The organism is Streptomyces sp. S465, assembly GCF_026898115.1.
GTDB classification, from domain to species: Bacteria; Actinomycetota; Actinomycetes; order Streptomycetales; family Streptomycetaceae; genus Streptomyces; species Streptomyces luomodiensis.
Map to the genome: position 1 here is coordinate 8,563,079 of NZ_CP114036.1, position 24,856 is coordinate 8,587,934.

Annotated in this window: 22 protein-coding genes; 8 read left to right on the forward strand and 14 right to left on the reverse strand. The window is 73.2% G+C overall.

The annotated features are described in order from the left end of the window. The first annotated feature begins 30 nt into the window (after positions 1 to 30). Genes N6H00_RS36030 through N6H00_RS36040 form a run of 3 tightly spaced genes read left to right on the forward strand, consistent with a single transcriptional unit; the run spans position 31 to position 3,721 of the window. Entirely contained in the window at positions 31 to 627 is a 597-nt protein-coding gene (locus N6H00_RS36030; RefSeq protein ID WP_329618593.1) for a 2Fe-2S iron-sulfur cluster-binding protein, read from the forward strand. Then, a complete protein-coding gene (locus N6H00_RS36035; protein ID WP_268976059.1) occupies positions 624 to 1,622 on the forward strand; it encodes an FAD binding domain-containing protein in 999 nt (332 codons plus the stop codon). Before N6H00_RS36030 ends, N6H00_RS36035 begins: the two co-directional genes overlap by 4 nt. Next, positions 1,619 to 3,721, forward strand: coding sequence for a xanthine dehydrogenase family protein molybdopterin-binding subunit (locus tag N6H00_RS36040; protein ID WP_268976060.1), 2,103 nt, complete (start codon positions 1,619 to 1,621; stop codon positions 3,719 to 3,721). Before N6H00_RS36035 ends, N6H00_RS36040 begins: the two co-directional genes overlap by 4 nt. A gap of 60 nt (positions 3,722 to 3,781) precedes the next feature. On the opposite strand, the gene N6H00_RS36045 is transcribed toward N6H00_RS36040, so the two are convergent. From N6H00_RS36045 to N6H00_RS36080, 8 genes are all read right to left on the reverse strand, one after another. Continuing rightward, positions 3,782 to 4,915, reverse strand: a complete 1,134-nt coding sequence (locus tag N6H00_RS36045; RefSeq protein ID WP_268976061.1) for an LLM class flavin-dependent oxidoreductase — start codon at positions 4,913 to 4,915, stop codon at positions 3,782 to 3,784. 44 nt (positions 4,916 to 4,959) lie between these two features. Then, positions 4,960 to 6,012 carry an ABC transporter ATP-binding protein gene (locus N6H00_RS36050; protein WP_268976062.1) on the reverse strand — a complete coding sequence of 351 codons (1,053 nt, stop codon included), beginning with the start codon at positions 6,010 to 6,012 and terminating at the stop codon, positions 4,960 to 4,962. After that, a complete protein-coding gene (locus N6H00_RS36055; protein ID WP_268976063.1) occupies positions 6,009 to 7,067 on the reverse strand; it encodes an ABC transporter ATP-binding protein in 1,059 nt (352 codons plus the stop codon). Before N6H00_RS36055 ends, N6H00_RS36050 begins: the two co-directional genes overlap by 4 nt. After that, entirely contained in the window at positions 7,045 to 7,947 is a 903-nt protein-coding gene (locus tag N6H00_RS36060; RefSeq protein WP_268976064.1) for an ABC transporter permease, read from the reverse strand. The genes N6H00_RS36055 and N6H00_RS36060 overlap by 23 nt, the downstream gene beginning before the upstream one ends. After that, on the reverse strand, positions 7,944 to 8,963 hold the full coding sequence (locus N6H00_RS36065) for an ABC transporter permease (RefSeq protein ID WP_268976065.1): 1,020 nt from the start codon (positions 8,961 to 8,963) through the stop codon (positions 7,944 to 7,946). Before N6H00_RS36065 ends, N6H00_RS36060 begins: the two co-directional genes overlap by 4 nt. Then, the gene (locus N6H00_RS36070) at positions 8,960 to 10,537 is read right to left on the reverse strand and encodes an ABC transporter substrate-binding protein (RefSeq protein ID WP_268976066.1); all 1,578 of its coding nucleotides are present in this window, start codon (positions 10,535 to 10,537) and stop codon (positions 8,960 to 8,962) included. Before N6H00_RS36070 ends, N6H00_RS36065 begins: the two co-directional genes overlap by 4 nt. Positions 10,538 to 10,903: 366 nt before the next feature. Then, positions 10,904 to 11,908 (reverse strand): DsbA family oxidoreductase, encoded by a 1,005-nt coding sequence (locus tag N6H00_RS36075; protein ID WP_268976067.1) that lies wholly within the window; start codon positions 11,906 to 11,908, stop codon positions 10,904 to 10,906. Continuing rightward, positions 11,905 to 12,315: an RrF2 family transcriptional regulator gene (locus N6H00_RS36080; RefSeq protein WP_268976068.1), complete on the reverse strand. Its 411-nt coding sequence runs from the start codon at positions 12,313 to 12,315 to the stop codon at positions 11,905 to 11,907. Before N6H00_RS36080 ends, N6H00_RS36075 begins: the two co-directional genes overlap by 4 nt. 95 nt (positions 12,316 to 12,410) lie before the next feature. Between N6H00_RS36080 and N6H00_RS36085 the strand changes: the two genes are divergently transcribed. Further along, on the forward strand, positions 12,411 to 12,935 hold the full coding sequence (locus N6H00_RS36085; RefSeq protein WP_268976069.1) for a cupin domain-containing protein: 525 nt from the start codon (positions 12,411 to 12,413) through the stop codon (positions 12,933 to 12,935). Between the two features lie 94 nt (positions 12,936 to 13,029). Beyond that, positions 13,030 to 13,266 (forward strand): hypothetical protein, encoded by a 237-nt coding sequence (locus N6H00_RS36090; protein WP_268976070.1) that lies wholly within the window; start codon positions 13,030 to 13,032, stop codon positions 13,264 to 13,266. Between the two features lie 34 nt (positions 13,267 to 13,300). On the opposite strand, the gene N6H00_RS36095 is transcribed toward N6H00_RS36090, so the two are convergent. From N6H00_RS36095 to N6H00_RS36110, 4 genes are all read right to left on the reverse strand, one after another. Further along, complete coding sequence (locus N6H00_RS36095) at positions 13,301 to 13,897, reverse strand: helix-turn-helix domain-containing protein (protein ID WP_268976071.1); 597 nt, start codon at positions 13,895 to 13,897, stop codon at positions 13,301 to 13,303. Positions 13,898 to 13,963: 66 nt separating this feature from the next. Then, positions 13,964 to 15,046 carry an acyltransferase family protein gene (locus N6H00_RS36100; RefSeq protein ID WP_443073145.1) on the reverse strand — a complete coding sequence of 361 codons (1,083 nt, stop codon included), beginning with the start codon at positions 15,044 to 15,046 and terminating at the stop codon, positions 13,964 to 13,966. Between the two features lie 260 nt (positions 15,047 to 15,306). Further along, a complete protein-coding gene (dhaL, locus tag N6H00_RS36105; RefSeq protein WP_268976072.1) occupies positions 15,307 to 15,999 on the reverse strand; it encodes a dihydroxyacetone kinase subunit DhaL in 693 nt (230 codons plus the stop codon). 42 nt (positions 16,000 to 16,041) lie between these two features. Continuing rightward, positions 16,042 to 17,040 (reverse strand): dihydroxyacetone kinase subunit DhaK, encoded by a 999-nt coding sequence (locus N6H00_RS36110; protein WP_268976073.1) that lies wholly within the window; start codon positions 17,038 to 17,040, stop codon positions 16,042 to 16,044. 483 nt (positions 17,041 to 17,523) lie between these two features. On the opposite strand from N6H00_RS36110, the gene N6H00_RS36115 reads away from it, so the two are divergent. From N6H00_RS36115 to N6H00_RS36125, 3 genes are all read left to right on the forward strand, one after another. Further along, positions 17,524 to 18,330, forward strand: coding sequence for an SDR family oxidoreductase (locus N6H00_RS36115; protein WP_268976074.1), 807 nt, complete (start codon positions 17,524 to 17,526; stop codon positions 18,328 to 18,330). Between the two features lie 258 nt (positions 18,331 to 18,588). After that, positions 18,589 to 19,758, forward strand: coding sequence for a sialidase family protein (locus N6H00_RS36120; RefSeq protein ID WP_268976075.1), 1,170 nt, complete (start codon positions 18,589 to 18,591; stop codon positions 19,756 to 19,758). Positions 19,759 to 20,278: 520 nt separating this feature from the next. Further along, entirely contained in the window at positions 20,279 to 22,297 is a 2,019-nt protein-coding gene (locus N6H00_RS36125) for a spermidine synthase (RefSeq protein ID WP_268976076.1), read from the forward strand. An 86-nt stretch (positions 22,298 to 22,383) separates the two neighbouring features. Here the strand turns inward: N6H00_RS36125 and N6H00_RS36130 are convergent, their stop codons facing one another. Further along, complete coding sequence (locus tag N6H00_RS36130) at positions 22,384 to 23,460, reverse strand: hypothetical protein (RefSeq protein ID WP_268976077.1); 1,077 nt, start codon at positions 23,458 to 23,460, stop codon at positions 22,384 to 22,386. A gap of 263 nt (positions 23,461 to 23,723) precedes the next feature. Then, positions 23,724 to 24,701, reverse strand: coding sequence for a D-2-hydroxyacid dehydrogenase family protein (locus N6H00_RS36135; protein ID WP_268976078.1), 978 nt, complete (start codon positions 24,699 to 24,701; stop codon positions 23,724 to 23,726). Positions 24,702 to 24,856 lie beyond the last annotated feature (155 nt).

Sequence of the window (24,856 nt, forward strand, 5' to 3'; positions counted from 1 at the left end):
GGGTGTCCACCACGGTGCGAGGCTGAGGAGGTGACAGCTCACGCCTTTCACAGTGATCTCACGCTGCGGGTCAACGGCGCCGACCGCGCCCTCACCCTCGACCACCGGGTGACGCTGCTGGACGCCCTCCGCGAACATCTGGCGCTGACCGGGGTCAAGAAGGGGTGCGACCACGGGCAGTGCGGGGCCTGCACCGTTCTGATCGACGGTGAACGGGTCAACAGCTGCCTGGTGTTCGCCGTGGCCGCCCAGGGCCGCGACATCACCACCATCGAGGGCGTCGCGGAGCTCGCCGCCCCGGAGGAACTCCACCCGCTCCAGCGCGCCTTGCTGAAACACGACGGATTCCAGTGCGGCTACTGCACACCGGGCCAGATCTGTTCCGCGATCGGCGCGCTCACCGAGGCCGCCCGTGGCTGGCCCAGCCACGTCACGAAGGACATGGCGGCCGGGGCCGGCGCGCCGGGCGGCCTGGACGCCGAGGAGATCCGGGAGCGCATGAGCGGCAATCTGTGCCGCTGCGGGGCGTACCCCGGCATCGTGGCCGCCATCCGCGAGGTCGCCGGGGCCGACGGCGGCGGGGCGCCGGCCCGCGCCACCACGGGCACGGGAGGCGGGGTGCGATGAAGCCCTTCGCCTACGAACGCGCCACCGCCCCCGAGAGCGCCGCCACCCTGGTGGCCGACTCCACCGAGGCGGTCTATCTCGCCGGGGGCACCAACCTGGTGGACCTGATGAAGCTCGGGGTGACCGAGCCCGCCATGGTCGTCGACATCACCGGGCTCCCGTACGACACCATCGAGCACCGCCCGGACGGCGGTGTGCTCATCGGCGCGCTGGTCCCGGGCAGCCGGCTGGCCGGTGACCCCGGCGTCCGCGCGCGCTTCCCGGCCCTGGCCGAATCGCTGCTGTCGGGGGCCTCCGGGCAGCTGCGGACGGTGGCCACCACCGGCGGCAACCTCCTCCAGCGCACCCGCTGCGTGTACTTCCAGGACGTCACCAAACCGTGCAACAAACGGCGGCCGGACACCGGCTGTTCGGCCGTCCAGGGCCTGCACCGCGATCTGGCCGTGCTCGGCACCTCCGACGCCTGCGTGGCGAGCCACCCCTCCGACATGGCGGTGGCGATGGCCGCGCTCGACGCCGTCGTCCAGCTGCGACGGGTGGACGGCAGCCCCCGTGCGGTGCCGCTGAACGACTTCTATCTGCTGCCCGGTGACACCCCGCACCGCGAGACGGTACTGCAACCGGGCGATCTGATCACCGGGGTCGAGCTGCCACCGCCCCCCGAGGGCGCCGCCATGGTCTACCGCAAGGTCCGCGACCGCTGGTCCTACGCGTTCGCGCTGGTGTCGGTGGCCGCCGTGGTCGCCACGGACACCGGCGGCACCCTGCGGGAGATCCGGCTGGCGCTCGGCGGAGTGGGCACCCGCCCCTGGCGGGCCCGCGAGACCGAGCGGCTGCTGACCGGCCGGCCGCCGACCGAGGAGACGCTGCGGGAGGCGGCACGGGCCGAGTTCGCCCCGGCGCGCCCGCTGCCGCAGAACGCGTTCAAGATCGACCTCGCCGTGGATCTCATCACCTCGACCGTGCGCGACCTGGTGGAAGGGAAACGGCCATGACCACGCTCCAGCGGACCGTGGGCGCGGACGTGACCCGCGTCGAAGGACGGGAGAAGGTCACCGGTACCGCGCTGTACGCCTATGAGTACCCGGTGCCGGACGCCCTGTACGCGCTGGCGGTGCAGTCCACCGTCCCGCGCGGCCGGGTGCGCGCCGTCGACACCGGCGCGGCCTACGCCCTCCCCGGGGTGGTCGCGGTGCTCGACAGCCACAACGCACCCCGGCTGCACCCGGTCGACGACCCCGAACTCGCCGTTCTCCAGTCCGCCGACATCGCCTACCGGGGGCAGATCGTGGCGGCCGTGGTGGCGGACACCTACGAGAGGGCCGCTCAGGCCGCGGCGGCCGTACGGGTCGAGTACGACGTGGCCGACCACGACGCCGAGCTGACGGACGGCGATCCCCGGATCTTCGTCCCCGACACGGTCAACGGCGGCTACCCGGGGCATACGGAGAGCGGCGATGTGGAGGCCGCCCTCGCCGCCGCGCCGGTCGTCCTCGACGCCACGTACACCACGCCCCCGGAACACACCAGCGCGATGGAACCGCATGCCACCATCGCCGTCTGGGACGAGGACTCGCTCACCCTCTACAACGGCGACCAGGGCCCCTGGATGACGGCCGCCACGCTGGCCGGGCTGTTCGGCCTGCCCGAGGGCGCCGTACGGGTCGTCGCCGACCACACCGGCGGGGGCTTCGGCTCCAAGGCGGTTCCCCGCCCGCCCACGGTGCTCGCCGCGCTGGCCGCCCGCGCGGTGGGCCGGCCGGTCAAGGTGGCGGCCACCCGGCAGCAGATGTTCACCATGGTCTCGTACCGGACACCCACCATCCAGCGCATCCGGCTCGGCGCCGAACGGGACGGACGGCTCACCGCCGTCTGGCACGACGCGCTCCAGCAGAGCTCCACACTCGCCCCGTACTGCGAGCAGACGGCCACCCCCACCCGTGTGATGTACGCCGCGCGCCACCGTCGCACCACCCACCGCCTGGCGCAGCTGGACGTGCCCACGCCCTCGTGGATGCGGGCCCCCGGCGAGGCGCCCGGGATGTTCGCGCTGGAGAGCGCGATGGACGAGCTGGCCGTGGCGCTGGGCATGGACCCCATCGAGCTGAGAGTGGTCAACGAGCCGTCGGTGGACCCCGAGACCGGCCACCCCTTCAGCAGCCGCAATCTGGTGGCCTGCCTGCGGGAGGGCGCGGCGCTCTTCGGCTGGACGGGCCGCGACCCCGCGCCGGGGCGCCACCGGGAAGGGCGCTGGCTGGTCGGCACCGGAGTGGCGGCGTCCCTCTTCCCCGCCATCACCTGGCCCGCCACCGCGACCGCCCGGGTCGAGCCGGACGGCGGTTTCACCGTACGGATCGCCGCGGCCGACATCGGCACCGGGGCCCGTACCGCGCTGACCCAGGTGGCGGCGGACGAACTCGGGGTGGGGATCGACCGGGTCACCCTCGACATCGGCCGCAGCGCCTACGGCCAGGCGCCGTTCGCGGGCGGCTCGATGGGCACGAGTTCCTGGGGATGGGCGGTGGCCAAGGCGTGCCGGGCGCTGGCCAAGCGGCTCGACGAGTCCGCCGGCGCCATCCCGCCCGGCGGACTGGAGGAGCGGGCGGACACCACCGAGGACGTCGCGGCGCGCCGGGACTTCTCGCGCCACGCCTACGGCGCCCAGTTCGCCCGGGTGCGGGTGGACGCCGTCACCGGTCAGGTGCGGGTCGACCGGCTGCTGGGGATGTTCGCCGCCGGACGCATCATCAACCCCCGGACGGCGGGTTCGCAGCTGCGCGGCGCCATGTGCATGGGGCTGTCGATGGCGCTGCACGAGGGCCTCGACGTGGACCCGCGGTTCGGTGACTTCGCCAACCACGACCTCGCCACCTACCACATCGCGGCCAACGCGGATGTGCCGGACATCCAGGCGCACTGGGTGGAGGAGGACGACGACGAGCTCAACCCGATGGGCAGCAAGGGCGTCGGGGAGCTGGGCATCGTCGGTACGGCGGCGGCGATCGCGAACGCGGTGTACCACGCCACGGGGGTGCGGGTCCGTGATCTGCCGATCACCCTGGAGCGGGTGCGGGCGGGACTGCCCGCCCGCTGAGCCACCGCCCGGCCCGGTGCCGCTGAGCCGCCGCCCGGCCCGGCGCGCCGTGCGGGTGGTTCACCCGGCGCCCCCGCCGGCGGCCCGGTGGGCCAGCTCCTGGCGGACCAGCGGCAGCAGTTCACGGCCGTAGCCGACGGCGTCGTCCAGCGGGTCGTAGCCGCGGATCAGCAGGGTCGTGACACCGATGTCCACATAGTCCAGCAGCGCCTTCGCGACCGTCTCCGGGGTGCCGACCAGCGCCGTGGAGTTCCCGGCGGCCCCGGTGGCGGCCGCGGTCGCCGTCCACAGCGCCCGGTCGTGGCGCTCCCCCCGGGCCGCGGCGGCCAGCAGCCGCTGGGACCCCACGTTCTGCGGTCGCGGACCTCCGGTCGTGGGCGAGCCCAGCGTCTCGCGGCCCCACCGGGAGGAGGTGAAGGAGCCGGCCGGGCCATGGGTGGTGATGGTGTCGAGAATCCGGTGCGCCCGCTGCCACGCCTGCTCCTCGGTCGCCCCGAGGATGGGCCGGAAGGACACGCTGATACCGGGCGGCTCGGCCCGCCCGGCGGCCTTGGCGGCCCGGTGCACCGAGGCGATCTGCTCCGCCGTCTCGGCCAGCGGTTCGCCCCACAGCGCGAAGGTGTCCGCATGCTTGCCGCCCACGGTGTAGGCGGCTTCGGAGGAACCGCCGAAGTACAGGGGGATGCGCGGCCGCTGGTACGGGCGGACCTCGGCGTGGAAGTCCTCGAAGCGGTAGAAGCGGCCGTCGTACCCGAACGGCTCCTCGTCCGTCCACGCCCGCTTCAGGATTTCCAGATACTCGTCGGTGCGGGCGTAACGGTCGTCCTTGCCCAGGTAGTCGCCGTCGCGCCGCTGCTCGGCGTCGCGCCCGCCGCTGATGATGTGCACGGCCACCCGGCCGCCGGAGAACTGGTCGAGGGTGGCGAAGGTACGGGCGGCCAGGGTGGGGGCCACGAAGCCGGGCCGGTGGGCCACCAGCAGCCCGAGCCGCTCGGTGTGCGCGGCGACGTACGCGGCCACCTGGGCGCCGTCCGGGGTGGCCGAGCCATAGCCGATGAGCACCCGGTCGAAGCCCGCGTCCTCATGGGCGCGGGCGAACCGCAGCGTGTAATCGGCGTCCACGACGGGACCACGGGCCGGGTGGATCTCGGACACCTCACGGGTGCCGATCATTCCGATGAACTCGACGGACATCGTCAGCCTTTCTCATGAGGGGTGGAACGCGACCGGGGGGAGGGTCACCGCCCGGCTTCCTCGCGGGTTTCTCCGGTGACCGCCACCAGTTCCGGCGGCCGCTGTGCGGCGGCCGGAGCGGCCGCCTGGGCGACCAGCTCACGCCACTGCGGCACCCGGTGGCAGGCGGCGAAGCGCCCTTGGCCCACCGGGGCCGGTGCGGGCGCGGTGCGGCAGGAGTCGATGACGAACGGGCAGCGGTGGCCGAAGACACAGCCCTCCCGCGCCGTCCAGGCGGGCGGTTCGGCCGACGGGCGCAGCGCCGCCGCGCCCGGCCCCTCCTCGGCCCGTACGCTCGGCGCGGAGGCGGTGAGCAGCGCGGTGTACGGATGCAGGGGGTGGCTGAACACCTCCCGTACCGGCCCCTGTTCCACCACCCGGCCGCGGTAGAGCACCGCCACCCGGTCCGCGATGCCCGCCAGCGAGCTGAGGTCGTGCGAGATGACGACGACGGCCATCCGGTGCTCGGTGCGCAGCCGGTCCAGCAGCCGCAGCACCCGGTTGCGGTTGGAGGCGTCCAGGGCGCTCACCGGCTCATCGGCGATCAGCAGCCGGGGCCGGGTGACGATCGCCCGCGCGAGCAGCACCCGCTGCCGCTGACCGCCGGAGATCGCCCCCGGCAGCCGGTCGCCGAGGCGAGCCGGGTCCAGACCCACCGTCGTCAGCGCCTCGTCCACCCGCGCCGCGATCCCGGCGTCGTCGAGCTCGCCCGCGACCGCGAGCGGCTCCGCCACCGCCCGCCGGACCGTCAGCTCCGGGTCCAGGGCCCGCAGCGGGTCCTGGAACGCGTAACTCATCCGCCCCGAGCGGCGGAACGCGCGCAGTGCGCGCCCCCGCAGCCCGGAGACCTCGCGCCCGTCGAAGACCACCCGGCCCGAACGCGGGGCGACCAGGCCCACGGCGGCACGGGCCAGCGTGGTCTTGCCGGAGCCGGTCTCCCCGATGACCCCGACGATCTCCCCCTCGCCCACGGACAGCTCCACACCGTCCAGCACCGGCTGCGCGCCCCGCCGGCCGAAGGCCACGGTCAGCCCGGAGATCTCCAGCAGCCCGCTCATACCGCCACCTCCCGGGCGCCGCGCGCACCGGCCCGCGACAGATCGATCTCCTCGCCGCGCACACACCGCACCCGCCGCCCGTCGGCCGTCTCCCGCAGCGGCACCGGGCCGCTGCGGCACTCCGGCGCGGCGAACCCGCAGCGGTCCGCGAACCGGCAGCCCGGCAGCCGCGCGCCCACCTCGGGCGGCGCTCCGGGGATCACCTCCAGCTCGCGCCGCTCCCAGTCGCCGACCGTGGCCACGCGCAACAGCGCTTCGGTGTACGGGTGCAGGGGGTCGTTCAGCACCCGCTCGGCCGGGCCGTCCTCGACCAGCTCCCCGGCGTAGGCCACCAGGATGCGGTCGCACACCTCGGCGATCACCGCCAGATCATGGCTGACCAGCAGCAGTGCCAGATCGTGCTCGGCGCGCATCCGGGCCAGCAGCTCCAGCACCTCGGCCTGGACCACCACATCCAGCGCGGTGGTGGCCTCGTCGGCCACCAGCAGATCCGGTGCACAGGCCACCGCGATGGCGATCAGCACCCGCTGGAGCATCCCGCCGGACAGCTCGTGCGGATGGCGCCGGGCGACCTCGGCGGGGTCGTGCAGCCCGACGGCGGCGAACAGCTCGACGGTCCGCTCGTGGGCCCGTGCCCGGTCCAGTCCCAGCTTCACCCGCAGCACCTCGGTCAGCTGACGCCCCACGGTCAGCGACGGGTTGAGATACGAGGCGGGGTCCTGGAAGACGGCGCCCACCCGGGTGCCCCGCACCCGGTCCCACTCCCGGCGCGACAGCCCGGTCAGCTCCTCACCGGCCAGCGTGATGCGGCCCTCGAAGACCGCGCAGCCCGGGGGCAGCAGCCCGAGCACCGACCGGCAGATGAGGGTCTTGCCGCTGCCGGACTCGCCGACCAGGCCGACGGCCTCACCGCGGCCCACGGTGAACGACACATCGCGTACGGCCGTCAGCCGCCCGGCGGAGACGGTGACGCCGAGCCCCTCGACGGACAGCGCGGCCGGCCGCGGGACGGGCCCGCCGGGCGCGGCGGGATCAGGCGACGGGGAGTGCGGCATCGGCCTGCTCCTTGGTGGTGTCGGGGGAGTCGGCGGTGGCGTCCGGGGCACCGGTGGGCAGCAGCTCGTCCGCCCCGGCGTCCCGTACGGCGTCGGCCAGCAGATTGAGCGCCCCGGCGGTGATGACGATCAGCGCGGCCGGGAACACCGGGGCCCAGATCTGCTGGGTGAGGAAGCCCAGATCGGTGGCGAGCATGCCGCCCCAGGTGGCGGCGGGCGGCTGCACACCGACCCCGAGGAAGGTCAGCGAGGAGACCACCAGCAGACAGGTGGCCAGCGCCTGGGCGGCCGTGACGATGACCGTGGGCAGGACCTTGCTCCAGATGTGGGTGCGCAGCACCCGCCCCACCGAGGCGCCGAACAGCTCGGCCGACTCCACGTACTGGGCGTGCCGCAGACTCAAGCCGGCGGCGCGGGTCATCCGGAAGAACAGCGGGGCGTAGAGCACCCCGAGCGCCAGCATGGCCTGGTGCATCCCATTGCCCAGCGCGCCCACGACCGCGATGGCGAACACGGTGAACGGCAGCGTCATCAGCGCGTCGACGACGCGCTGCGCGATCCACTCGCCCATCCGGCCCATCCACAGCGAGACCAGACCGGCCGGCACCCCCACCGCCATCGCGGCGGCCACCGCCTCCACCGCGCCCGCCACCGAGCGGCCACTGCCCTCCAGCAGCCGGCTGAGCACATCGCGGCCCAGGTAGTCGGTGCCCAGGAGATGGCCGGGGCCGGGTCCGCGCAGCATGTTCCGGGGGTTCTGGGCGAGTGGGTCATGGGGCGCGAGCCAGCCGCCGAACACCGCCAGCAGCGCGATGGCCAGCAGCACCAGCAGCGCCACCTTGGCGGAGGCGGGCCGCCACGCCCGTCGCAACGTCCTCATCGGCGCGTCACCTCCCGGCGCCGGGCGGCGGGGTTCAGCGCGAGCAGCGCCGCGTTGACGGCCACGTTGACGACCAGCACCACCGCGATGGTCACCAGCAGCGTCCCCTGGATCACCGGGATGTCGTGCTGCTCCGCCGACTGGAGGGTGAGCTGGGCCAGGCCGGGCAGCGCGAAGATCTGCTGGGTGACCACCGCGCCGCCGAGCAGCATCGGCACGCTCATCCCGAGGGCCGTGAGCGCCGGTCCGGCGGCGTTGCGCAGGGCATGGCCGAACACCACCCGCCGGGCGCGCAGCCCGCGCATCACCGCGCCCGTCACATAGTTCTCCCGCAACGTCCCCACCAGGGAGGTGCGCAGCTGACGGGCGATGGCGGCCGCGGCCTCCAGGCTCAGCGCGAACGCGGGCATCACGGTGTACCGCAGCCACTGCGCGGGGTCCATGTCCAGCGGCACATAGCCGCCCGACGGCAGCCATCCCAGCCTCAGCGAGAACACCGTGACCAGCGCGATGGCCACGACGAAACCGGGCAGTGTGCCGAGCAGCGCGCACAGCGCGGTGACGGCGCGGTCCAGCCGGCCGCCGGCCCTGAGCGCGGCGGCGACACCGGCCGCGCCGCCCAGCACCACCGCCATCAGCAGCGCGAGCCCGGCGATGGACAGGTCCACCGGGATCGCCTGCCGGATGCTGTCGGCCACCGGGACGGTGGTGAACCACGAGCGGCCCAGGTCCCCGGTGAAGGCGTGTCCCAGCCACGACACGTACTGCTCCCACAGGGGCCGGTCCAGGCCGAACTGGTGGTTCATCCGGGCGATGTCGGCGGGTGTCGCCGTCTCGCCGAGCACCGCCGCCGCCGGATTGGCCCCGGAGAGCGCGCCGAGACCGAAGGTGAGCGCGGAGGACAGCAGGAAGACCGTGCCCGCCGTGGCCAGGACGCGGCCGAGCGAGCGGGGGACACGGGCCGGCCGTACGGCCTTCCGGCGCATCCGCGCGAGATGTGGAGCGAGCGCGGTCATCCGGCCGTCACCCCCTCGAACCGCTGCACCACCGGGAGCGCGGGGATGGGGGAGACGGAGGAGGTACGGGCCAGGGCGCGCGGCACCGTGTAGAGGAACACGTTCGGCATCGTGCGCACCGCCACCGAGGTGGCCGCCCGCAGCACCTCCGGATAGCGCGGCGACTCCAGCGGAGTGCGGCGCACCGCGGCCACGGCCGCCTCCAGTTCGGGCGTGGTCCGGCGGGAGGGGTTCATCAGCCCCTCCGCGCCGAAGAGCACCTGCATGGCCTGCACCGGTGACTCCCGCCCGGCGAACTGGTCGAGGTACAGGGCGCGGGAGTGCTGGACGTACACCACCTGGGAGGCCCGCGCCGCGGGGATGACCTCGATCCGGGCCCGGAACCCGACCCGGTTCAGCTGCGCCTGGAGCTGCTCGGGCGCGCCCTGCGGCTGGGTGGTGGTGATGGTCACCTCCACGCCGTCGTGGTATCCGGCCTCCCGGAGCAGCCGGCGCGCCCGTTCCGGGTCGTGCTCGTACACCGCGCCGAGCCCCGGGTCGAAGCCCGGGTAGCCGGGCGGAAACGGCTGGTGGTCCACCTCGCCGTGGCCGAACTGCTCGCTGTCCAGCAGCGCCTGGCGGTCCACGGCGTACTTCAGGGCCTTGAGGACGGCGGGGTCGTCGAAGGGCTTCATGGTGGTGTTCACATCCAGGACGCGCACCACCATCGAGGGGATGAGCTGCACCGGGAAACCGGCCTCACGCGCCGCCTCCACCTGGCTGAACGGGATCTGGGCCACATTGAGCCGCCCCGACTGGAGCGCGGCGAGCGCCGTGGTCTCATCGGGCTTCGGATACGCCTCGAAGCGCTCGACGGCGATGTGTTCGGCGTTCCAGTAGCCGGGGTCGCGGCGCAGACTCGCCATGGAGTTCTCGGTGTAGGACACCAGCCGGAACGGGCCGTGGCCGACCGGCCGGGTGGCCAGGCGCGCCTCGTCCGCACCGAACGCGGTGGGGCTGACCACCATGCCGGTCTTCCCGGCCAGCAGCGCGGGCAACTGGTAGTCGGCCTCGGTGAGTTCCAGGACCACGGTGTGCGGATCGGGCGCCCGTACCGTCTCGATACTGGTCAGCTGGGAGGCGATCAGGGACTTTGGGTGGTTCTTGCCGCGGTCGAGGCTCTTTTTGACGGCCTCGGCGTTCACCGGGGTGCCGTCGGAGAACCGCAGCCCCCGGCGGAGGGCGAAGGTGAGCCGCCGGCCGTCGTGGGAGTAGCGCCAGGAGGAGGCGAGCGCGGGCTTGGCGCCGCCCTTGGCGTCGAGCTGGGTCAGCCCGGAGTAGACCAGGGACAGCAGATGGACGTCCCAGCCCTTGGAGGAGAACACCGGGTCCCAGGTGGAGGGCAGATCCCAGCCCCAGCGCAGGGTGTCGCCCCCGCCGCCCGCCCCGGTCGTCGCCACCCCGCCGCAGGCGGCCAGCAGCAGGGAGCCACCCGCCCCCAGCGCGAGCCCGAGCACCGAGCGGCGGCCCGGAGCGGGGTCCGGCGGCGGATCGGGCGGAAGGCGGACGGGAAGCGGCGGGGCGGCGGGAGACATGGCTGGACGTCGCCTTTCGTGGTGTCGACTGTGCCCCCGGGGCGGCCGTGGAACAGCGCGCGTCACCGCACCTGGCGCGCGCAGGGACATGCGAACGGGCGGCGGCCGGTGCGGGCCGGAGGCGCTGGGCCCGGGGCGGACATGCGAGAAGGAGGAGAAGGAGAAGCAGAACGAGCGCAACAGGGCGCTCGGAGGACGTGGCGGACCGCGGGAGCGGGCGGTCAGCGACAGATGGCGCTGGCGGTGCGCCGGAAGTCCACGTATCGGCACACCACGGCGGGGTGCGTCGTCATCATGTGCCCATGGTGAGGGGCGAGACCCCGGGAAGTCAATGGACACCTTTTGGTGTCTCATTGGCCAAGACGGCTACGGCCTGGGGGTTTTCAGCTCCGGGACGGTGAGCGCCGGATGGGTGGCGGCCTCGTCCGGGTGCAGCCACAGCGGACCGCCCGCCGTGTCCACCCGCACGGCCGAGGGCGGGGGAGTGGCGCCGCCCGTCAGCAGTGACAGATCGGGCCCGGTCAGGCTGCGGTGCTCCGCCAGCGCCTCCTCCGGGCCGGCCAGGGGCGCGTCCCAGAGGTGATGGGGCGCCACCGTGCGCAGCGCCGCCGTGTACTCGGCCATGCTCCGCCACCCCGGTGCGGCCACCCGCCCGCCGGGCCCTGAGAACACCAGGGTGGGCAGGGCGTAACGCACCCCGTCGTCGGTCTTCTTGACGCCCGTGCCGTGCGGACCCGGGGCGTGGAAGGCGCGCGCCTCCGGGACGGGGGCACGGGCCTCGGCGTGGTCCCGCCGGACGGCCGCCACCACCGACGGCTCGCCCATCTCCGCGCCCAGCCGCCCCACATCGACACCGTCGAGACCGGCCAGGGCGTCGAGCACCCGCTCGGCGGTATCGGCCGGGGTGCCCAGGACGAACGTGGTCTCGCGCAGCCGCCGCAGCACCCGCTCCGCGGCCGTCGCGCCCTGCCGCTCGGCCGCCTTCGCGGCGAGCGAGGCGGGCCGGCTGGTGGCCGCCACCCACCGCAGCCGGTGTGCGTAGGGCGCCCGCGTATGGCGGGCGATAGCGGTGATGTAGCGGCTGTACCAGGCGGTCTCGGCCGCCGGGTCCGGCGCCGGATCGTCGTCCTCGTCGAAGAGGATGCCGAATACCCGGCGCCAGCGGACCCGCCCCGCGGTGAGCGCGCGCAGCCGGCGGAACGCGGGCTCCGAACCCCAGGCCCACGGGCAGGCCGGATCGGTGAACTCCACGACCTCGACGGCCCCGGGCCCGACGGCCTCGGACCCGCCACCACCGACGGCCCCGACCTCGGCGGCGCCGTCGACGCTCGCACCGCTGTGCCGGGGCCGGCCGGCGCCCGTGGGTGTCATACCGCCAGCCGTTCGCCGACCAGGTCGCTCAGGGCGGTGGTGGTCAGCACCCGGCGCACATGGTCCTCCATCCCGCGCCACACCCCGGGCAGCCCGGCCGCCGGGCCGTGGTAGCCGAGGTCGTCCAGCCGTTCGCCGCGCAGGGTCAGGAACGCGCCGTCCACGGCGAGCACGATGTCCGCGAGCGTCATCTCGGCGGGGTCGCGGGCGAGCCAGTAGCCGCCCTCGCAGCCGCGCTGGCTGCGCACCAGACCGGCCTGGCGCAGATCGCGGAAGACCGCCTTGAGGAACCGGAAGGGGATGTCCTGGGAGGTCGCTATCGCCTCGCAGGTGAGCGGTCTGCTCGCGTCCGCGGCCAGCTCCGCCAGCGCCCGGACCGCGTAGTCCGCCTTCGCCGAGATCTGCATACGGTCATTATGCGGCCTGGATCGGCCGTGTTGTGCCTGGTGAGCGAAAGGACACCTGTTGACATCCATTGCCGGGGCTTTCTACGGTCGATGCCATGACGACGCCCGGCGGCCACCCCGCGCAGCAGCACGACGCGTTCCATCCGCATCTGAGGGACACCGCCCCCGACGGCCCCCTGCGGACGCGTCTGCACCACATCCGTACCGAGGACGTCGACCCCGGCACCGCCCAGACCGAGGGCATGCGGCGGTTCGCCGCGATCAGCGGTCAGTCGGTGGGGTCCGAGCGGCTCTGGATGGGCCAGACCCATGTGGCGCCGGACACCGCCTCCGCCAATCACCACCACGGCGCGTCCGAGACGGCCATCTTCGTGGTGCGGGGCCACCCCGAGTTCGTCTTCGCCGAGGAACGGGACGGACAGGTGGAGGAGATCCGGCTGCGCACCCGGCCGGGGGACTACATCTTCGTGCCGCCGTATGTGCCGCACCGGGAGGAGAACCCGGACCCCGACGACGAGGCGGTGGTGGTCATCGCCCGCAGCACCCAGGAGGCCATCGTGGTCAACCTGCCGGAGCTGTACGTGCTGGAGCAGGGGGAGCGGGGGGAGCGGGGGGAGTAACCGACCGGGCCGGCCATGCATTCGGCCGCCGCTCGCGGGTAATCGCCTGTGCTGTGTCCCCTCCACGAACCCCACCGAGGAAAGGAGCGGCATCATGAGCGACGACCGGCGACCGGAAGAGGGCGAGGAGCGCGGCGGGATCCCCCGGGACCTCCCCGACCAGCAGGCGCAGGACGGGCCCGACCACCTGGACGTGGCGGGCGCCGGCCAGGAGCCCGAGGAGACGGACGACGTCCCCGAGACGGACGAGTCCGGCACGGGGCGGCGGGGGAAGCCGCAGACCGGAAGCGTCCACCCCGAGCAGCCCGTCCCGGACGAGCCCTCGGGGTGAGCGCCCCGGGGCGGAACCGGGAAACGGGCGCGGCTCAGCCACCGGCGGGGCGGGCGCGGACATGGATGCGCTCACCCTGCGCCCCGAAGAGGGAGAGGAACTCCACTGGCTGATCCCCTGCGTTGGTGAAGCCATGGGGGGTGCGGGTGTCGAATTCGGCGGCCTCCCCGGCCGTGAGCACCAGGTCGTGTTCGCCCAGCGCCAGCCGCAGCCGCCCGGAGAGCACATAGAGCCACTCATAGCCCTCGTGCACCCGCTGCTCGAGCGGTGCGTCGCGCTCGCCCGGCGGCCGGGGCGGCATGATCTGCTTGTAGGCGTGCAGCCCGCCCAGATAGCGGGTCAGCGGAACGAACGTGTGGCCGTACCGGGTGAACGGCCGCGCGTGGATACGCGGATCCCCGGTGGCCGGCGCCCCCACCAGCTCGTCCAGCTGCACCCCGTACGCCTTGGCCAGCGGCAGCAGCAGCTCCAGCGTCGGTTTGCGCTGCCCCGACTCCAGCCGGGACAGCGTGCTCAGCGAGATCCCGGTCGTCTCGCTCAGCTGGGCCAGGGTGGTGCCACGGGTGCGCCGCAACGCCCGCAGCCGGGGCCCTACGGCGGTCAGCACCTCCGTGAGATCTTCATCAGCCATACCCTCATTTGCCACCTCGGCAAAGAGCTGTGTCAAGTGGCGGCGGCCATGCGCACTCTCCCGCCGTCACGAACCGGTGCGCCGGAACACCCAGTCCATGCGTGGCTCCAGCACGGGCCGCAGGACCCGACGCACCGGCTGGGTGCACAGCGCGCTGATCATGAGCACCGCGGCCGCGGTGACGGCGAGCTCCCCGAGCGGGGTGTGCAGCCACGGATGGTCGTACCAGTCCCAGAACCGGGACGACTTGATGATGAAGCCGTGCAGCAGATAGCCGTACAGCGTCCCGGAGCCGAGTGCGGTGAACCAGGTCCGGCGCCCCGGGACCCAGGCCAGGAAGCAGGCGGTCAGCACCAGCGCCAGAGCGAAGAGGGCGGGCGTGGTGAGCAGACCGGCCCAGGGCGGCACGCCGTCCAGCTTCGCGACGCTCGTGCGGTGGTAGAACCACTCCGCGTCCAGCCAGGGTGCCACCTTGTACGCCGTGCACAGGGCGAGGATTCCGACCGGAAGGGCGATCAGCCGGGCCCGCCGGTTCCGCAGCCGGGTGAAGTGGTCCGGCCGCAGGGTGAGCCCGAGCACGAAGAACGGCAGGAACGCCAGCACCCGCTGGAGGCCCAGATCCCCGCCGCTGTCCGGCGAGACCGAGGCCAGCGCCGCCACCGCCAGTGCCACCGGCACCGGATGGCGCAGCGCGAGCCACAGCGGGGTGGTGATCCGCCAGATGAACAGCGCGGCCAGGAACCACATCACGTACCAGGGGTCGAGCAGGCTGATCGGATAGCCCGGATCGTCCTGTGCCCAGCGGTAGAACAGGGTGTACGCGACCTCGAACACCACATACGGCACCACGACCCCGGTGAACAGCCGTTTCACCCGCCCCGGGGACATGTCGAAACTCCGCGAGAAGTAGCCCGATATGAGGGCGAACGCGGGCATGTGGAACGCGTACACCAGCAGATAGACCGCGGTGGCGGCCCGGCTGCCGTAGGTGAGCGGCTCCCATGCGTGGCCACAGGCCACCAGCACGATGGTCAGGTACTTCGCGTTGTCGAAGTACGGGTCGCGCGTGCGGCCTTTCGGCGCGGCGCCGTCCCGCGGCCGGGGTACGGCCGGGGGCGTGGTCACACCGGTGGGGCTCTCCTGCTGCACAGATTCTCCTGAACACCTTTGATCGAGCCGACAGTCGAATCCTGGTCGTCTGCCCGGTTCGGCCGTGGCCATGCGGCCCTGGATTCGGAACCCCGTACGATACGTGCGGTCCGGCCGTGACACGCACCGGCTGACGGTACTCGCGAGGATTCCCTGGTGACCTCGGCCTCGGCTTCCTCCCGCAGCGCACGGGGATCACGGCCAGGGCAATGGGGAACCACGGCCAGGGCCCGTGGGGTCACGGCACGGGAAGTGGTCAATCACGACACGGGAAGCCGGCTCAGCGAGGTCAGCTCGGCGTGCGCGGAGGCGAACAGCAGGGCGACGGCCAGGGCGCCCGGGTCCGGGACGCCACGGGCGTGGTCACCGGTGTAGCTGGCGCGCCCGCGGCGGGCGCGCAGATCGGTCGTGGCGCGGGCCCCCCGATGCGCGGCGACCGCGGCCACGTGGAGCGCGTGCGCGGGGTCGGCGGTGGGCGCGCAGGAGGCGAGTGCCCGCGCCGCGGGGACGAGGGCGTCCACCATCGTCTTGTCGCCCACCTCGGCCTCGCCGACCCGCTGGATCGCGGCCGCCCCCGCGGCGGTGCCCAGGGCCAGCGCGGCGGTCCCGGGCGGGTCGGCGGCCATCCCCAGCGCGTCGGCGAGCTCCTGGAAGAGCAGCCCGAACAGGGGACCGCTGGTGCCGCCGACATCGTCCAGGAAGACCCGCGCGGCGGCGTCGAGCGGCACGTCCGGGCCCCTCCGGCCGTTCCCCGTGCTGGCCACCAGTGCCTCCAGCGCACGGCGGACACCGTCCATCCCGGTGACCAGGTTGGCGCCGAAGTCCCCGTCGCCCGCCTTCTGGTCGAGCGCGGTGAGCTCGGGTTCCACGGAGCGTACGGTGGCGGCGAACCGGGTCAGCCAGTCCAGGACGGCGGCGTGGGAGAGGCCCTTCGGGCCGGGCTGGTCGGACATTTGCGGGCAACTCCTCGGGACGGTGGGGCGGGGTCAGCGGGGTCACAGGGGCCAGGCGGGGGTGCGGGCGGGGGCGTCCCACAGCCGCAGCGCCTCCGCGTCGGTGGCGAACAGGGTCAGCGAGAAGCCCCGCATGTCCAGGGCGCTGACGAAGGTGCCGGTCAGGGAGCGGTCGAGGCCGACACCCCGGTCGTCGAGGGCCTTGGCGACGGCGTGCCGGATGCCGTACAGCTCGAGTGAGGTGATCGAGCCCAGCCCGTTGACCAGGGCGAGCACCCGTGTCCCGGCGGTGTCGGGGAGCGCGGCCAGCAGCTGGTCCGTCATGGTCTCGACCAGCTTGCCGAGCGGCGCGTGCGGGGTGGTCCCCTCGGCGCGTTCGCCGTGGATGCCGACCCCGAACTCCAGGACGTTGTCGGGGAGGGCGAAGGCCGGTGCCCCGGAGGCGGGTGTGGTGTGGGCGGCCGAGGCGACGGCGAGACTGCGGGAACGCCGGGTCACCTCGGTGCCGAGGGCGGCCAGGTCCTCCAGGCCGCGTCCCTCGTCGGCGGCGGCGCCGAGGATCTTCTCCACGATCAGGGTGGCGCCGGTGCCGCGCCGGCCGACCGCGATGTCGTCGGAGTCGGTGGCGAGGTCGTCGTCGATGAGGACGCGGGCGCAGTGGATGCCCTCGTGGGCGAGGCGTTCGGCGGCGATGCCGAAGTTGATGCGGTCCCCGGTGTAGTTCTTGACGATGTGCAGCACCCCGTCGGGCCCGGCGACGGCGCGGCTGGCCTCGAAGATCTGCCGGTTGTGGGGCGAGGCGAAGATCCGGCCGGGGCAGGCGGCGTCCAGCATCCCGGTGCCGAGGAAACCGGAGTGCAGGGGTTCATGGCCGGAGCCACCTCCCGAGACCAGCCCGACGCGGCGGGTGGGCGCGGTGTGGCGGGTGCGGAAGTACCCGTGGTCGGGGTGGTAGGCGACGAGATCGGCATGGGCGGCGGCGAAGCCCGCGAGCGCGTCGGGAACGAGAGACTCGGGCGAGTCGCGGAAGTACTGGGGCATGATCTCAGCTCCCTGGGCGAGTGGGGCGGACGGGGTGGACTCGGCGGTCGAGCGCCGTCTCGGCGTTACGAGGGCTCAGGGACAGATCGTCGCCGCGACGCGGCGGCAGGGTGCTCAGGCTGGACAGCAGCGCGACCCCAACGGGCTACCCGCATACGCCGGTCGTGTGGGATCGGCGGACGTCCGGCCCCCCCACAAGGCGCCCCCATGTCCCTCGGCGACGTCGAGCGCCACCCCTCGTGCTCTTCGGTCCCGGTCCACCCTCTGGACCGGCTGAGCGGCGGCTCGGCGGGCCGCGCATCCGGGCCGAGCGCGAGGACCGCGACGCCCGCCTCGGCGGCCCGCCCGCGCACAACGCCTACAGCGGCGCCTTTGCGCCGGCCCGATCGCCGGTGTGACCTGAAGGCGGAGCGCGGGGCGGTGAGCGGGCGGGAGCGGGGTACCCGGCGCACGGGTCCATCCGCGCGAGACCGGGGAGCCAGGGTGACGGACACGAACACCGGGAACGGCCGGTACGCCGGGCACGGCGGCCCTGCCGGCGGCCCGCTGGCGGGCTGCGCGGCGCTGGTGACCGGCGCCTCCAGCGGCATCGGCGCGGCCACCGCCGTGGCGCTGGCCCGGCAGGGCGCGGATCTCGCCGTGGTCGCCCGCCGCACCGAACGGCTGGAGGGCCTGGCCGCCACCGTCCGCGAGGAGGGCCGCTCGTGCGCCGTCCTCACCGCCGATCTGCGGAACGCGGAGCAGGCCCGCCAGTGCGTCGAGGACGCCGTGGAGCGGTGCGGACGGCTCGATGTGCTGGTGAACAACGCCGGCTACGCGACGACCGGTGCCGTCGAGGAGAGCGACCCCGACGGCTGGCGGCGGATGATCGACCTCAACGTGGAGGCGGTACTACAGACCTCACGGCAGGCGCTGCCGCATCTGCTGCGGGCGGCGTCCGACGGCCCGCGCGGGGTGGCGGACCTGGTGAACGTCAGCTCGACGGCCGGCCGGGTGCCACGCGGCAACAACAGCGTCTACTCGGCCACCAAACACGCGGTGGGCGCCTTCAGCGAGGCATTGCGCCAGGAGGTGACCGCCCGCGGTGTCCGGGTGGGACTGGTCGAGCCGGGCATGACCGCCACCGAGCTGACCACCGCCGACTGGGCCTCCGCCGTCGCCCGCGGTATGCCGCGGGAGTCCTGGCTGCGTCCCGAGGACATCGCACGCTCGATCGCCTTCATGGTGACCCAGCCCCCGCACGCCGCGGTCAACGAGATCCTGGTGCGCCCCACCGCCCAGGAGCACTGACCCGCCGCGCCCCCGCCACGGCCCGACCGCACCCGTCCCGCCACGGCCCGACCACACCCGCCCTGCCACGGCGCCACCGCACCCGTAGCGCCGCGCCGCACGCCGCACCCGGCGCGCGGACAAACGTGTCCCCTTCACGGAACTGTGCGCGAGGGATTTACAACGTTGGAAATTATCTCTAGCGTTGCGCCTCGCACGGCCCGGGTCGCTCTTCTGTCACTACTCCTCCCCTCCACCACTCCTTTCCAGGGAGCGTGCATGACCACGCCGCACCGAAGACTCCTGCCTGCCCTGCTGACCCTCCTGACCGTCCTGGGCTCGCTCCTGGCCGTCCAGGCACCCCCCGCCGCGGCCGCCTCCGGCACCGTGCTGCGGGACGGCACCGGCCTTTACCCCCGCGCTCTGAGGCTCCAGCACAACGGCGCCGCCAACGGCCGTATCCTCGCCTCGGTCGTCACCTTCCGGAACTCGGACGGGCTCGGCGCCATCTACGAGAGCACCGACGACGGCGCCACCTTCCACCAGGTGGGCGAGGTGGCCGACCCCGAGGCGTCGGGCGGACAGGGCGAATGCTGCGCCACCCTCTACGAACTGCCGCAGGCCGTCGGCTCCCTGCCCGCCGGGACCCTGCTGTGGTCCGCCTCCATCGGCCAGGACGAAACGAACCGCCGGATGGCCATCCGGGTCTTCCGCAGCAATGACCAGGGGCGCACCTGGTCCTATCTGTCCACCGTGGCCACCTCCACCAGCACCAAGGGACTGTGGGAGCCGGAGTTCTCCATCGACTCCAGCGGACGCCTGGTGGTCCACTACTCGGACGAGACCGACTCCGCCCACAGCCAGAAGCTGGTCGCCGCCCGCAGCGCGAACGGGATCACCTGGGAGGGCTACCACAACACCGTGGCCAGCAACCTCGCCTCGGACCGGCCCGGCATGGCCATCGTGCGCAAGCTGCCCAGCGGCCAGTACTTCATGGTGTACGAGATCTGCGCCGCCCAGGGGCAGTACTCGTGCGTGGTCCACTACCGGACCTCGTGGGACGGCTGGAACTGGGGCGATCCCGCTCACCTCGGCTACCGTCCCGAAACCGCCGACGGCAAGTACTTCACCCATACGCCGAACCTCGCCTGGGCACCCGAGGCGGGCAACTCCCAGGGCAAGCTGTTCCTCATCGGCCAGGTGCTGAAGAACGCCGACGGCAGCACCGCCACCGGCAGCGGCGCCACCGTGTGGACCAACAGCAACGGCGGCACCGGGACCTGGCGTTCGATCTCCGCCCCGGTGCGGGTGGACTCCAAGACCGTCGACTACTGCCCCAACTACAGCTCGGCGCTGCTCCCGTCGGCGGACGGAACCCGCCTGCTGGAGATCGCCACCGACTACGTGGGCACCGTGTGCAAGCCCTTCTACGCCACCGGGCCGAGCTGACCCGGTGAACACCCCCTGAGGGACGTGCTGAACACCCGCTGACCCGAGCGGTGTTCACCCGGCCGTCCCCGGACCTCCCGTCCGGCCGATCGGGGCCGGCGCCCGGCACGGTGCGGACGACCGTCCGCACCGGGGCGCCGGCCCCGGCGCGCTTCCGCCTCCTCCGCGTGGGCGTCCGCCGTTGGCCCGGCCAGGTGACGGATGACGGCCGGGCCATGCCCCGAACGCCGTACGGCGGTGACCCGGTGAGCGCACCCGGACACCCGGTGGCCAGCTGTCCGCCCACTGCCGCGCGGCCGTCTGTCCGTACCCCGAGCCACCCGGCTGACCTGCTCGGACGGGATCGGCGGGGGCGGGGTGAGGGGGTGTCGGGCGGCCGGAGGGGGAGTGGCCGGGGCCGCTTCCCGGGGAGCCGGGTGCCCGCCATCCGGCCGACGGCACGGGCCGTGCGGGTGCTCGACCTGCCCGGTCTCGGATGACAGCGTGTGCCGACATGGAGCACAGCCCAGGACCGCAAAACGTGCGCGCGAGGCTGCTGCTGGCCAGCGCCACCATGCTCTTCGTCGAGCTGGCGCTGATCCGGTGGACCGGCGCCAATATCGTCCATCTGAGCTATTTCTCGAACTTCATCCTCTTGGGCTCGTTCCTCGGGATCGGCCTGGGATTCCTGCTGCCCGCCGACCGTGGACAGTGGCTCACCCGCTGGGCGCCCGTGCCGCTCGCCGTGCTCGTCGTCCTGGTGCGGGAATTTCCCGTGCAGGTGCGGCAGACCAGCGGTGAGGTCATCTACTTCACCGCGGTGAAGACCACCGGGCTGCCCCAGTGGGTGACCCTGCCGGTGCTCTTCGGACTGACCGCCCTGATCATGACGGCGATCGGGAAGATGACGGCCGATCAGTTCCGTCGGCTGCCCTCGCTGGAGGCGTACCGCTTCGACCTGCTGGGCTCGCTCACCGGCTCGGTGTCCTTCGCGGCGCTGTCCTGGCTGCGCGCACCGTCGGTGGTGTGGGGTGTGCTCGCCGCGGCGGCGCTGCTCACCCTGGGCGGGCGCCGCAACACCTTCCGGTACACGGTGCCGCTCGCGTTGATGGTGGCGGTCCTGGCGCTGGAGACGGCGGCGAGCGGTATCTCCTGGTCCCCCTACTACAAGATCGAGGTCACCAGGCCGACCACCGGCAGCCGGGACTACAAGATCTCCGCCAATGGCGTACCGCACCAGTCCATCGCCCCGCTGAAGGTGCTCAGGCGCCCCGACTCCCCGTACGAACAGCCCTACCGCGAAACCCCGGGGAACACCCACCGGCGGGTGCTGGTCATCGGCGCGGGCAACGGCAACGACGTGGCCATGGCCCTCGCCCACGGCGCCCGGCGGGTGGACGCCGTGGAGATCGACCCCCGGCTCCAGGAGATCGGCGCGGACCTGCACCCGGCCAGGCCCTACGACAACCCCCGGGTGCACGTGCACATCAACGACGGCCGGGCCTTCCTGGAGCGGACCGACGCCCGCTACGACCTGATCGTCCTCGCCCTCCCGGACTCCCTGACCCTGGTGTCGGGCGCCAGCAATCTGCGGCTGGAGAGCTATCTGTTCACCCGGCAGGCATTCGAGGCGGCACACCGCCACCTCGCCCCCGGCGGCGCGTTCGCGATGTACAACTACTACCGGCAGAACTGGCTCATCGACCGGTTCGGCTCCACGGTCACCTCCGTCTTCGGACACGCGCCCTGCATCACCCACTACGGGGGCAAGAAGGCGGCCATCCTGGTGGCCGGTGTCACCTCGGGCGACCAGTCCTGCACCACCTCCGCGTGGCGCCCCTCCGGCCCGGTGCCCTCGGCCGCCGGTGACGACCACCCGTTCCCGTATCTGCTGCACCGCACCATCCCCACCCTCTACATCGGGGTGCTGGGCGCGATCCTGCTGGTGACGCTGGTGTCGGTCCGGCTGACCGGGGTCCGGCTGCGGCGCACCGCCGCCTATGCGGACATGTTCCTGCTCGGCGCGGCGTTCATGCTGCTGGAAACCAAGAACGTGATCGGGTTCGCCCTCTACTTCGGCACCACCTGGCTGGTCAACGCCATGGTCTTCGCGGGGGTGCTGCTCGCCGTGCTGTGCGCGGTGGAGGTCCGGCGACGGATGCGCCGGGTCAACCAGCTCGTGCTGCAACTGATGCTGTTCGCCAGCCTCGCCATCGCCTGGCTGATCCCGTCCGACATGGTGCTGGGACTGCCCTTCGCCCCCCGGCTGGCCGCCGCGATCGGGCTGGCCTTCGCCCCCATCTTCTGCGCCAACCTCATCTTCTCCGACCGGCTGGCGGCGGCCGCCGATCCCACGGCGGCCTTCGGGGCCAATCTGCTGGGGTCCCTGTTCGGCGGCACCCTGGAGTATCTGGCCCTGCTCACCGGCTATCAGGCGCTGCTGCTGGTGGTGGCGGTGCTGTACGCGGGTGCCTGTGCCGCCATGCGCTTCACCCGGCGCGGCCCCGGCGACACCACCAGCCGGGAACCGCTCACCGTGCAGACGGCGCCACGTCCCTGAGCGCTCCCTCCCCAGCCGCCCCCGGCCCCTGGGCCGGGGGCGGGCGCGTGGGTGGCGCCCGTCGGCGCGGTCACTCGAACACGCGGTCACTCGAACATGACGTAATCCGGCCGCGGGCGCAGGGCCAGCACCTCTTCCGGGGTCATCAGCCGGCTCCCCTCGGTGTCCTCCTCGTAGAAGAGCTTGAAGCCGGTGCGCACCCCCTCGGGCTGGTCCTTGACCAGCTGCCGCCAGGTGTCCCGCTTCATCCCGGGCGAGCCGATGCCGTCCGCGCTCTTGATGAGCACCACACCCGGCTGCGGGCGCAGCGCGGACTGGTCGCCGACGACGGAGACGGCCACCTGGTGGAAGACGAGCGGTTTCTGCGGCAGATCGTGTTCGGCGACGATCCGGGAGAGATAGCGGGCCACATCGGTGATCTCCTGGCCGCTGGTGTGGCCGTAGGTGTCACCCGGCACCTCGCCCGGACCCATCTCCCACTCGGGGTCCAGGGCTATGCCCACATCCGGATGGACCAGCCATTCGCGCAGCGCCTTGACCTCGCCGAGGACCGATGCCCGGCCCGGCTGGATGTTCAGCAGCAGCAGGGCGCGATGGCGTTTGGCCGCGTCGTGGAAGCGGCGGATCGTATCGGGGGAGGTGCGGGAGCGGTAGGTGCCGTCGGGGCCCGCGGTGCCGTTGGCCACGGTCGCCAGGAGCTCCAGCACCGGCTGTGGTGCGCGGTCCGCGGCATAGGCGCGGGCGGTCTTCTCGATCTGCCGCACCCGGTCGTCGAGGTCCCCCGTGCCGAGCCGGCCGAGCGCGGCGGCTCCGGGCAGTCCGCAGTAGCCCACCAGACGGTAGCGGGACAGCTCCCGGCCGCCCCGGGGCAGCTCCGGCCGCGGTGTCGGGGTGGGGGAGTGTGCGGACGGTTCGGCGGACGGGGAGCGCTCTGCCCCCGTCGAGTCGTGCGGGCCCGCTCCCGAGGCGGAGCGGGCGGTTTCCTCGCCGCAGCCGGCGAGCAGGCCGACGCCTGCCGCCGCGGCCACCGCGGCCACCGCGAGCATGCCACGCCGGGTCGGCGGCGGTGTGCCCGGTCCCGCGCCGCCGTCGCCGTGTGGTACGGCCTCCTGCCGTGCCGATGCCTCCTGGGGTGTCGATGTTCCGGATGTGCTGTGAGCCACGTTCCCTCCGTCCGCGGTGGCCGGTCCCGGCGGACCGGCCACCGGTCTGTGCTGCGGGCCGATGGGTTGTCCGTGCCAGGCAGCCTCTCCGGTCTGACGGAGGCGAAACGGAATAGTGTCCACCGGGTGCCGGGAAGGCGTCGCTTTCAGCCCCGGCGAGCGACCGGTGGGCGCGGTGCGGCATCGTCGAACATGGCCGTCGAAACCGGCGGCCTGCGCCAACCCGCCCCGTAACACACCGCGTTGAAGGGTGGTATGGCCGGTCAGCCGGCCGGTTCGGGCGGGCTCAGCCGGCGGATCGGCTCCCCCTCCAGATAGCCGCGGATGTCCTCGACCACATCCCGGTAGAAGCGCTCGTAGTTGGCCCGGGTCACATAGCCGAGATGCGGAGTGGCCAGCAGATTCGGCAGCGTGCGGAACGGGTCGTCCGACGGCAGCGGCTCCCGCTCGAACACATCGACCGCCGCGCCCGCGATCCAGCCCTCCCGCAGCGCCTGGGCGAGCGCCGCCTGGTCCACGATCGCGGCGCGGGAGGTGTTCACCAACAGCGCCGTGGGACGCATCCGCCTCAGCTCCCGCGCGCCCAGCAGCCCCCGGGTGCGGTCGCCGAGCACCAGATGCACCGAGACGATGTCACTGGTCTCCAGCAACTCCTCCTTGGAGCCGGCCGGCCGCACCCCCTCCGCCTCGGCGCGCTCGGCCGTCAGGTTCTGGCTCCAGGCGGCCACCTCCATGCCGAAGGCCCGGCCTACCCGCGCCACCTGGGCGCCGATCCGGCCCAGTCCGAGCAACCCCAGCCGGCGGCCGTGCAGATCGGTGCCGACCGTGCTCTGCCACGGCCCGCCGTCGCGCAGCGCCGTGCTCTCCGGCACCACATGGCGGGCGAGCCCCAGGATCAGCGCCCAGGTGAGCTCGGTGGTCGGCTCCGAACCACCGGACGTGCCGCAGACGGTGACACCGTGGCGGGCGGCGGCCCGCAGATCGACCGACGCATTGCGCATCCCCGTGGTGACCAGCAGCCTCAGCCGTGGCAACCGGTCGAACAGCGTTGCGGGGAAGGGAGTGCGCTCCCGCATGATGACCACGATCTCGCAGTCCCCGATGGCCTCGGCCACCGCGTCCTCACCGGTGATGTGGTCATGCACCGGCACCACGTCCACCGCGTCCAGCACACTCGACCAGTCGGCGCTCGACAGCGCCACGTCCTGGTAGTCGTCGAGCACGGCGCAGCGCAACTTCATCGTCCTACCTCTGTTTCCTCGGGCCGGTACGGTGTTTCTACCACCCGGGGTGGAGCCACCCCGAAACGGGGGCTGACGCGTCGCCACCGCGTTTGCGCCGCCACCCTTCCGGATGACATCGGCTGTGTGGGCGCGGTGTGACGGGCGTGTTTCTT

What these genes read in the sequence shown, in the direction of transcription:
- N6H00_RS36035 (WP_268976059.1), top strand. Translation starts at nt 624, where the DNA reads ATGAAGCCCTTCGCCTACGAACGCGCCACCGCCCCCGAGAGCGCCGCC.
- N6H00_RS36040 (WP_268976060.1), top strand. Translation starts at nt 1,619, where the DNA reads ATGACCACGCTCCAGCGGACCGTGGGCGCGGACGTGACCCGCGTCGAA.
- N6H00_RS36045 (WP_268976061.1), bottom strand. Translation starts at nt 4,915, where the DNA reads ATGTCCGTCGAGTTCATCGGAATGATCGGCACCCGTGAGGTGTCCGAG.
- N6H00_RS36050 (WP_268976062.1), bottom strand. Translation starts at nt 6,012, where the DNA reads ATGAGCGGGCTGCTGGAGATCTCCGGGCTGACCGTGGCCTTCGGCCGG.
- N6H00_RS36055 (WP_268976063.1), bottom strand. Translation starts at nt 7,067, where the DNA reads ATGCCGCACTCCCCGTCGCCTGATCCCGCCGCGCCCGGCGGGCCCGTC.
- N6H00_RS36060 (WP_268976064.1), bottom strand. Translation starts at nt 7,947, where the DNA reads ATGAGGACGTTGCGACGGGCGTGGCGGCCCGCCTCCGCCAAGGTGGCG.
- N6H00_RS36065 (WP_268976065.1), bottom strand. Translation starts at nt 8,963, where the DNA reads ATGACCGCGCTCGCTCCACATCTCGCGCGGATGCGCCGGAAGGCCGTA.
- N6H00_RS36070 (WP_268976066.1), bottom strand. Translation starts at nt 10,537, where the DNA reads ATGTCTCCCGCCGCCCCGCCGCTTCCCGTCCGCCTTCCGCCCGATCCG.
- N6H00_RS36075 (WP_268976067.1), bottom strand. Translation starts at nt 11,908, where the DNA reads ATGACACCCACGGGCGCCGGCCGGCCCCGGCACAGCGGTGCGAGCGTC.
- N6H00_RS36080 (WP_268976068.1), bottom strand. Translation starts at nt 12,315, where the DNA reads ATGCAGATCTCGGCGAAGGCGGACTACGCGGTCCGGGCGCTGGCGGAG.
- N6H00_RS36085 (WP_268976069.1), top strand. Translation starts at nt 12,411, where the DNA reads ATGACGACGCCCGGCGGCCACCCCGCGCAGCAGCACGACGCGTTCCAT.
- N6H00_RS36090 (WP_268976070.1), top strand. Translation starts at nt 13,030, where the DNA reads ATGAGCGACGACCGGCGACCGGAAGAGGGCGAGGAGCGCGGCGGGATC.
- N6H00_RS36095 (WP_268976071.1), bottom strand. Translation starts at nt 13,897, where the DNA reads ATGGCTGATGAAGATCTCACGGAGGTGCTGACCGCCGTAGGGCCCCGG.
- dhaL (WP_268976072.1), bottom strand. Translation starts at nt 15,999, where the DNA reads ATGTCCGACCAGCCCGGCCCGAAGGGCCTCTCCCACGCCGCCGTCCTG.
- N6H00_RS36110 (WP_268976073.1), bottom strand. Translation starts at nt 17,040, where the DNA reads ATGCCCCAGTACTTCCGCGACTCGCCCGAGTCTCTCGTTCCCGACGCG.
- N6H00_RS36120 (WP_268976075.1), top strand. Translation starts at nt 18,589, where the DNA reads ATGACCACGCCGCACCGAAGACTCCTGCCTGCCCTGCTGACCCTCCTG.
- N6H00_RS36135 (WP_268976078.1), bottom strand. Translation starts at nt 24,701, where the DNA reads ATGAAGTTGCGCTGCGCCGTGCTCGACGACTACCAGGACGTGGCGCTG.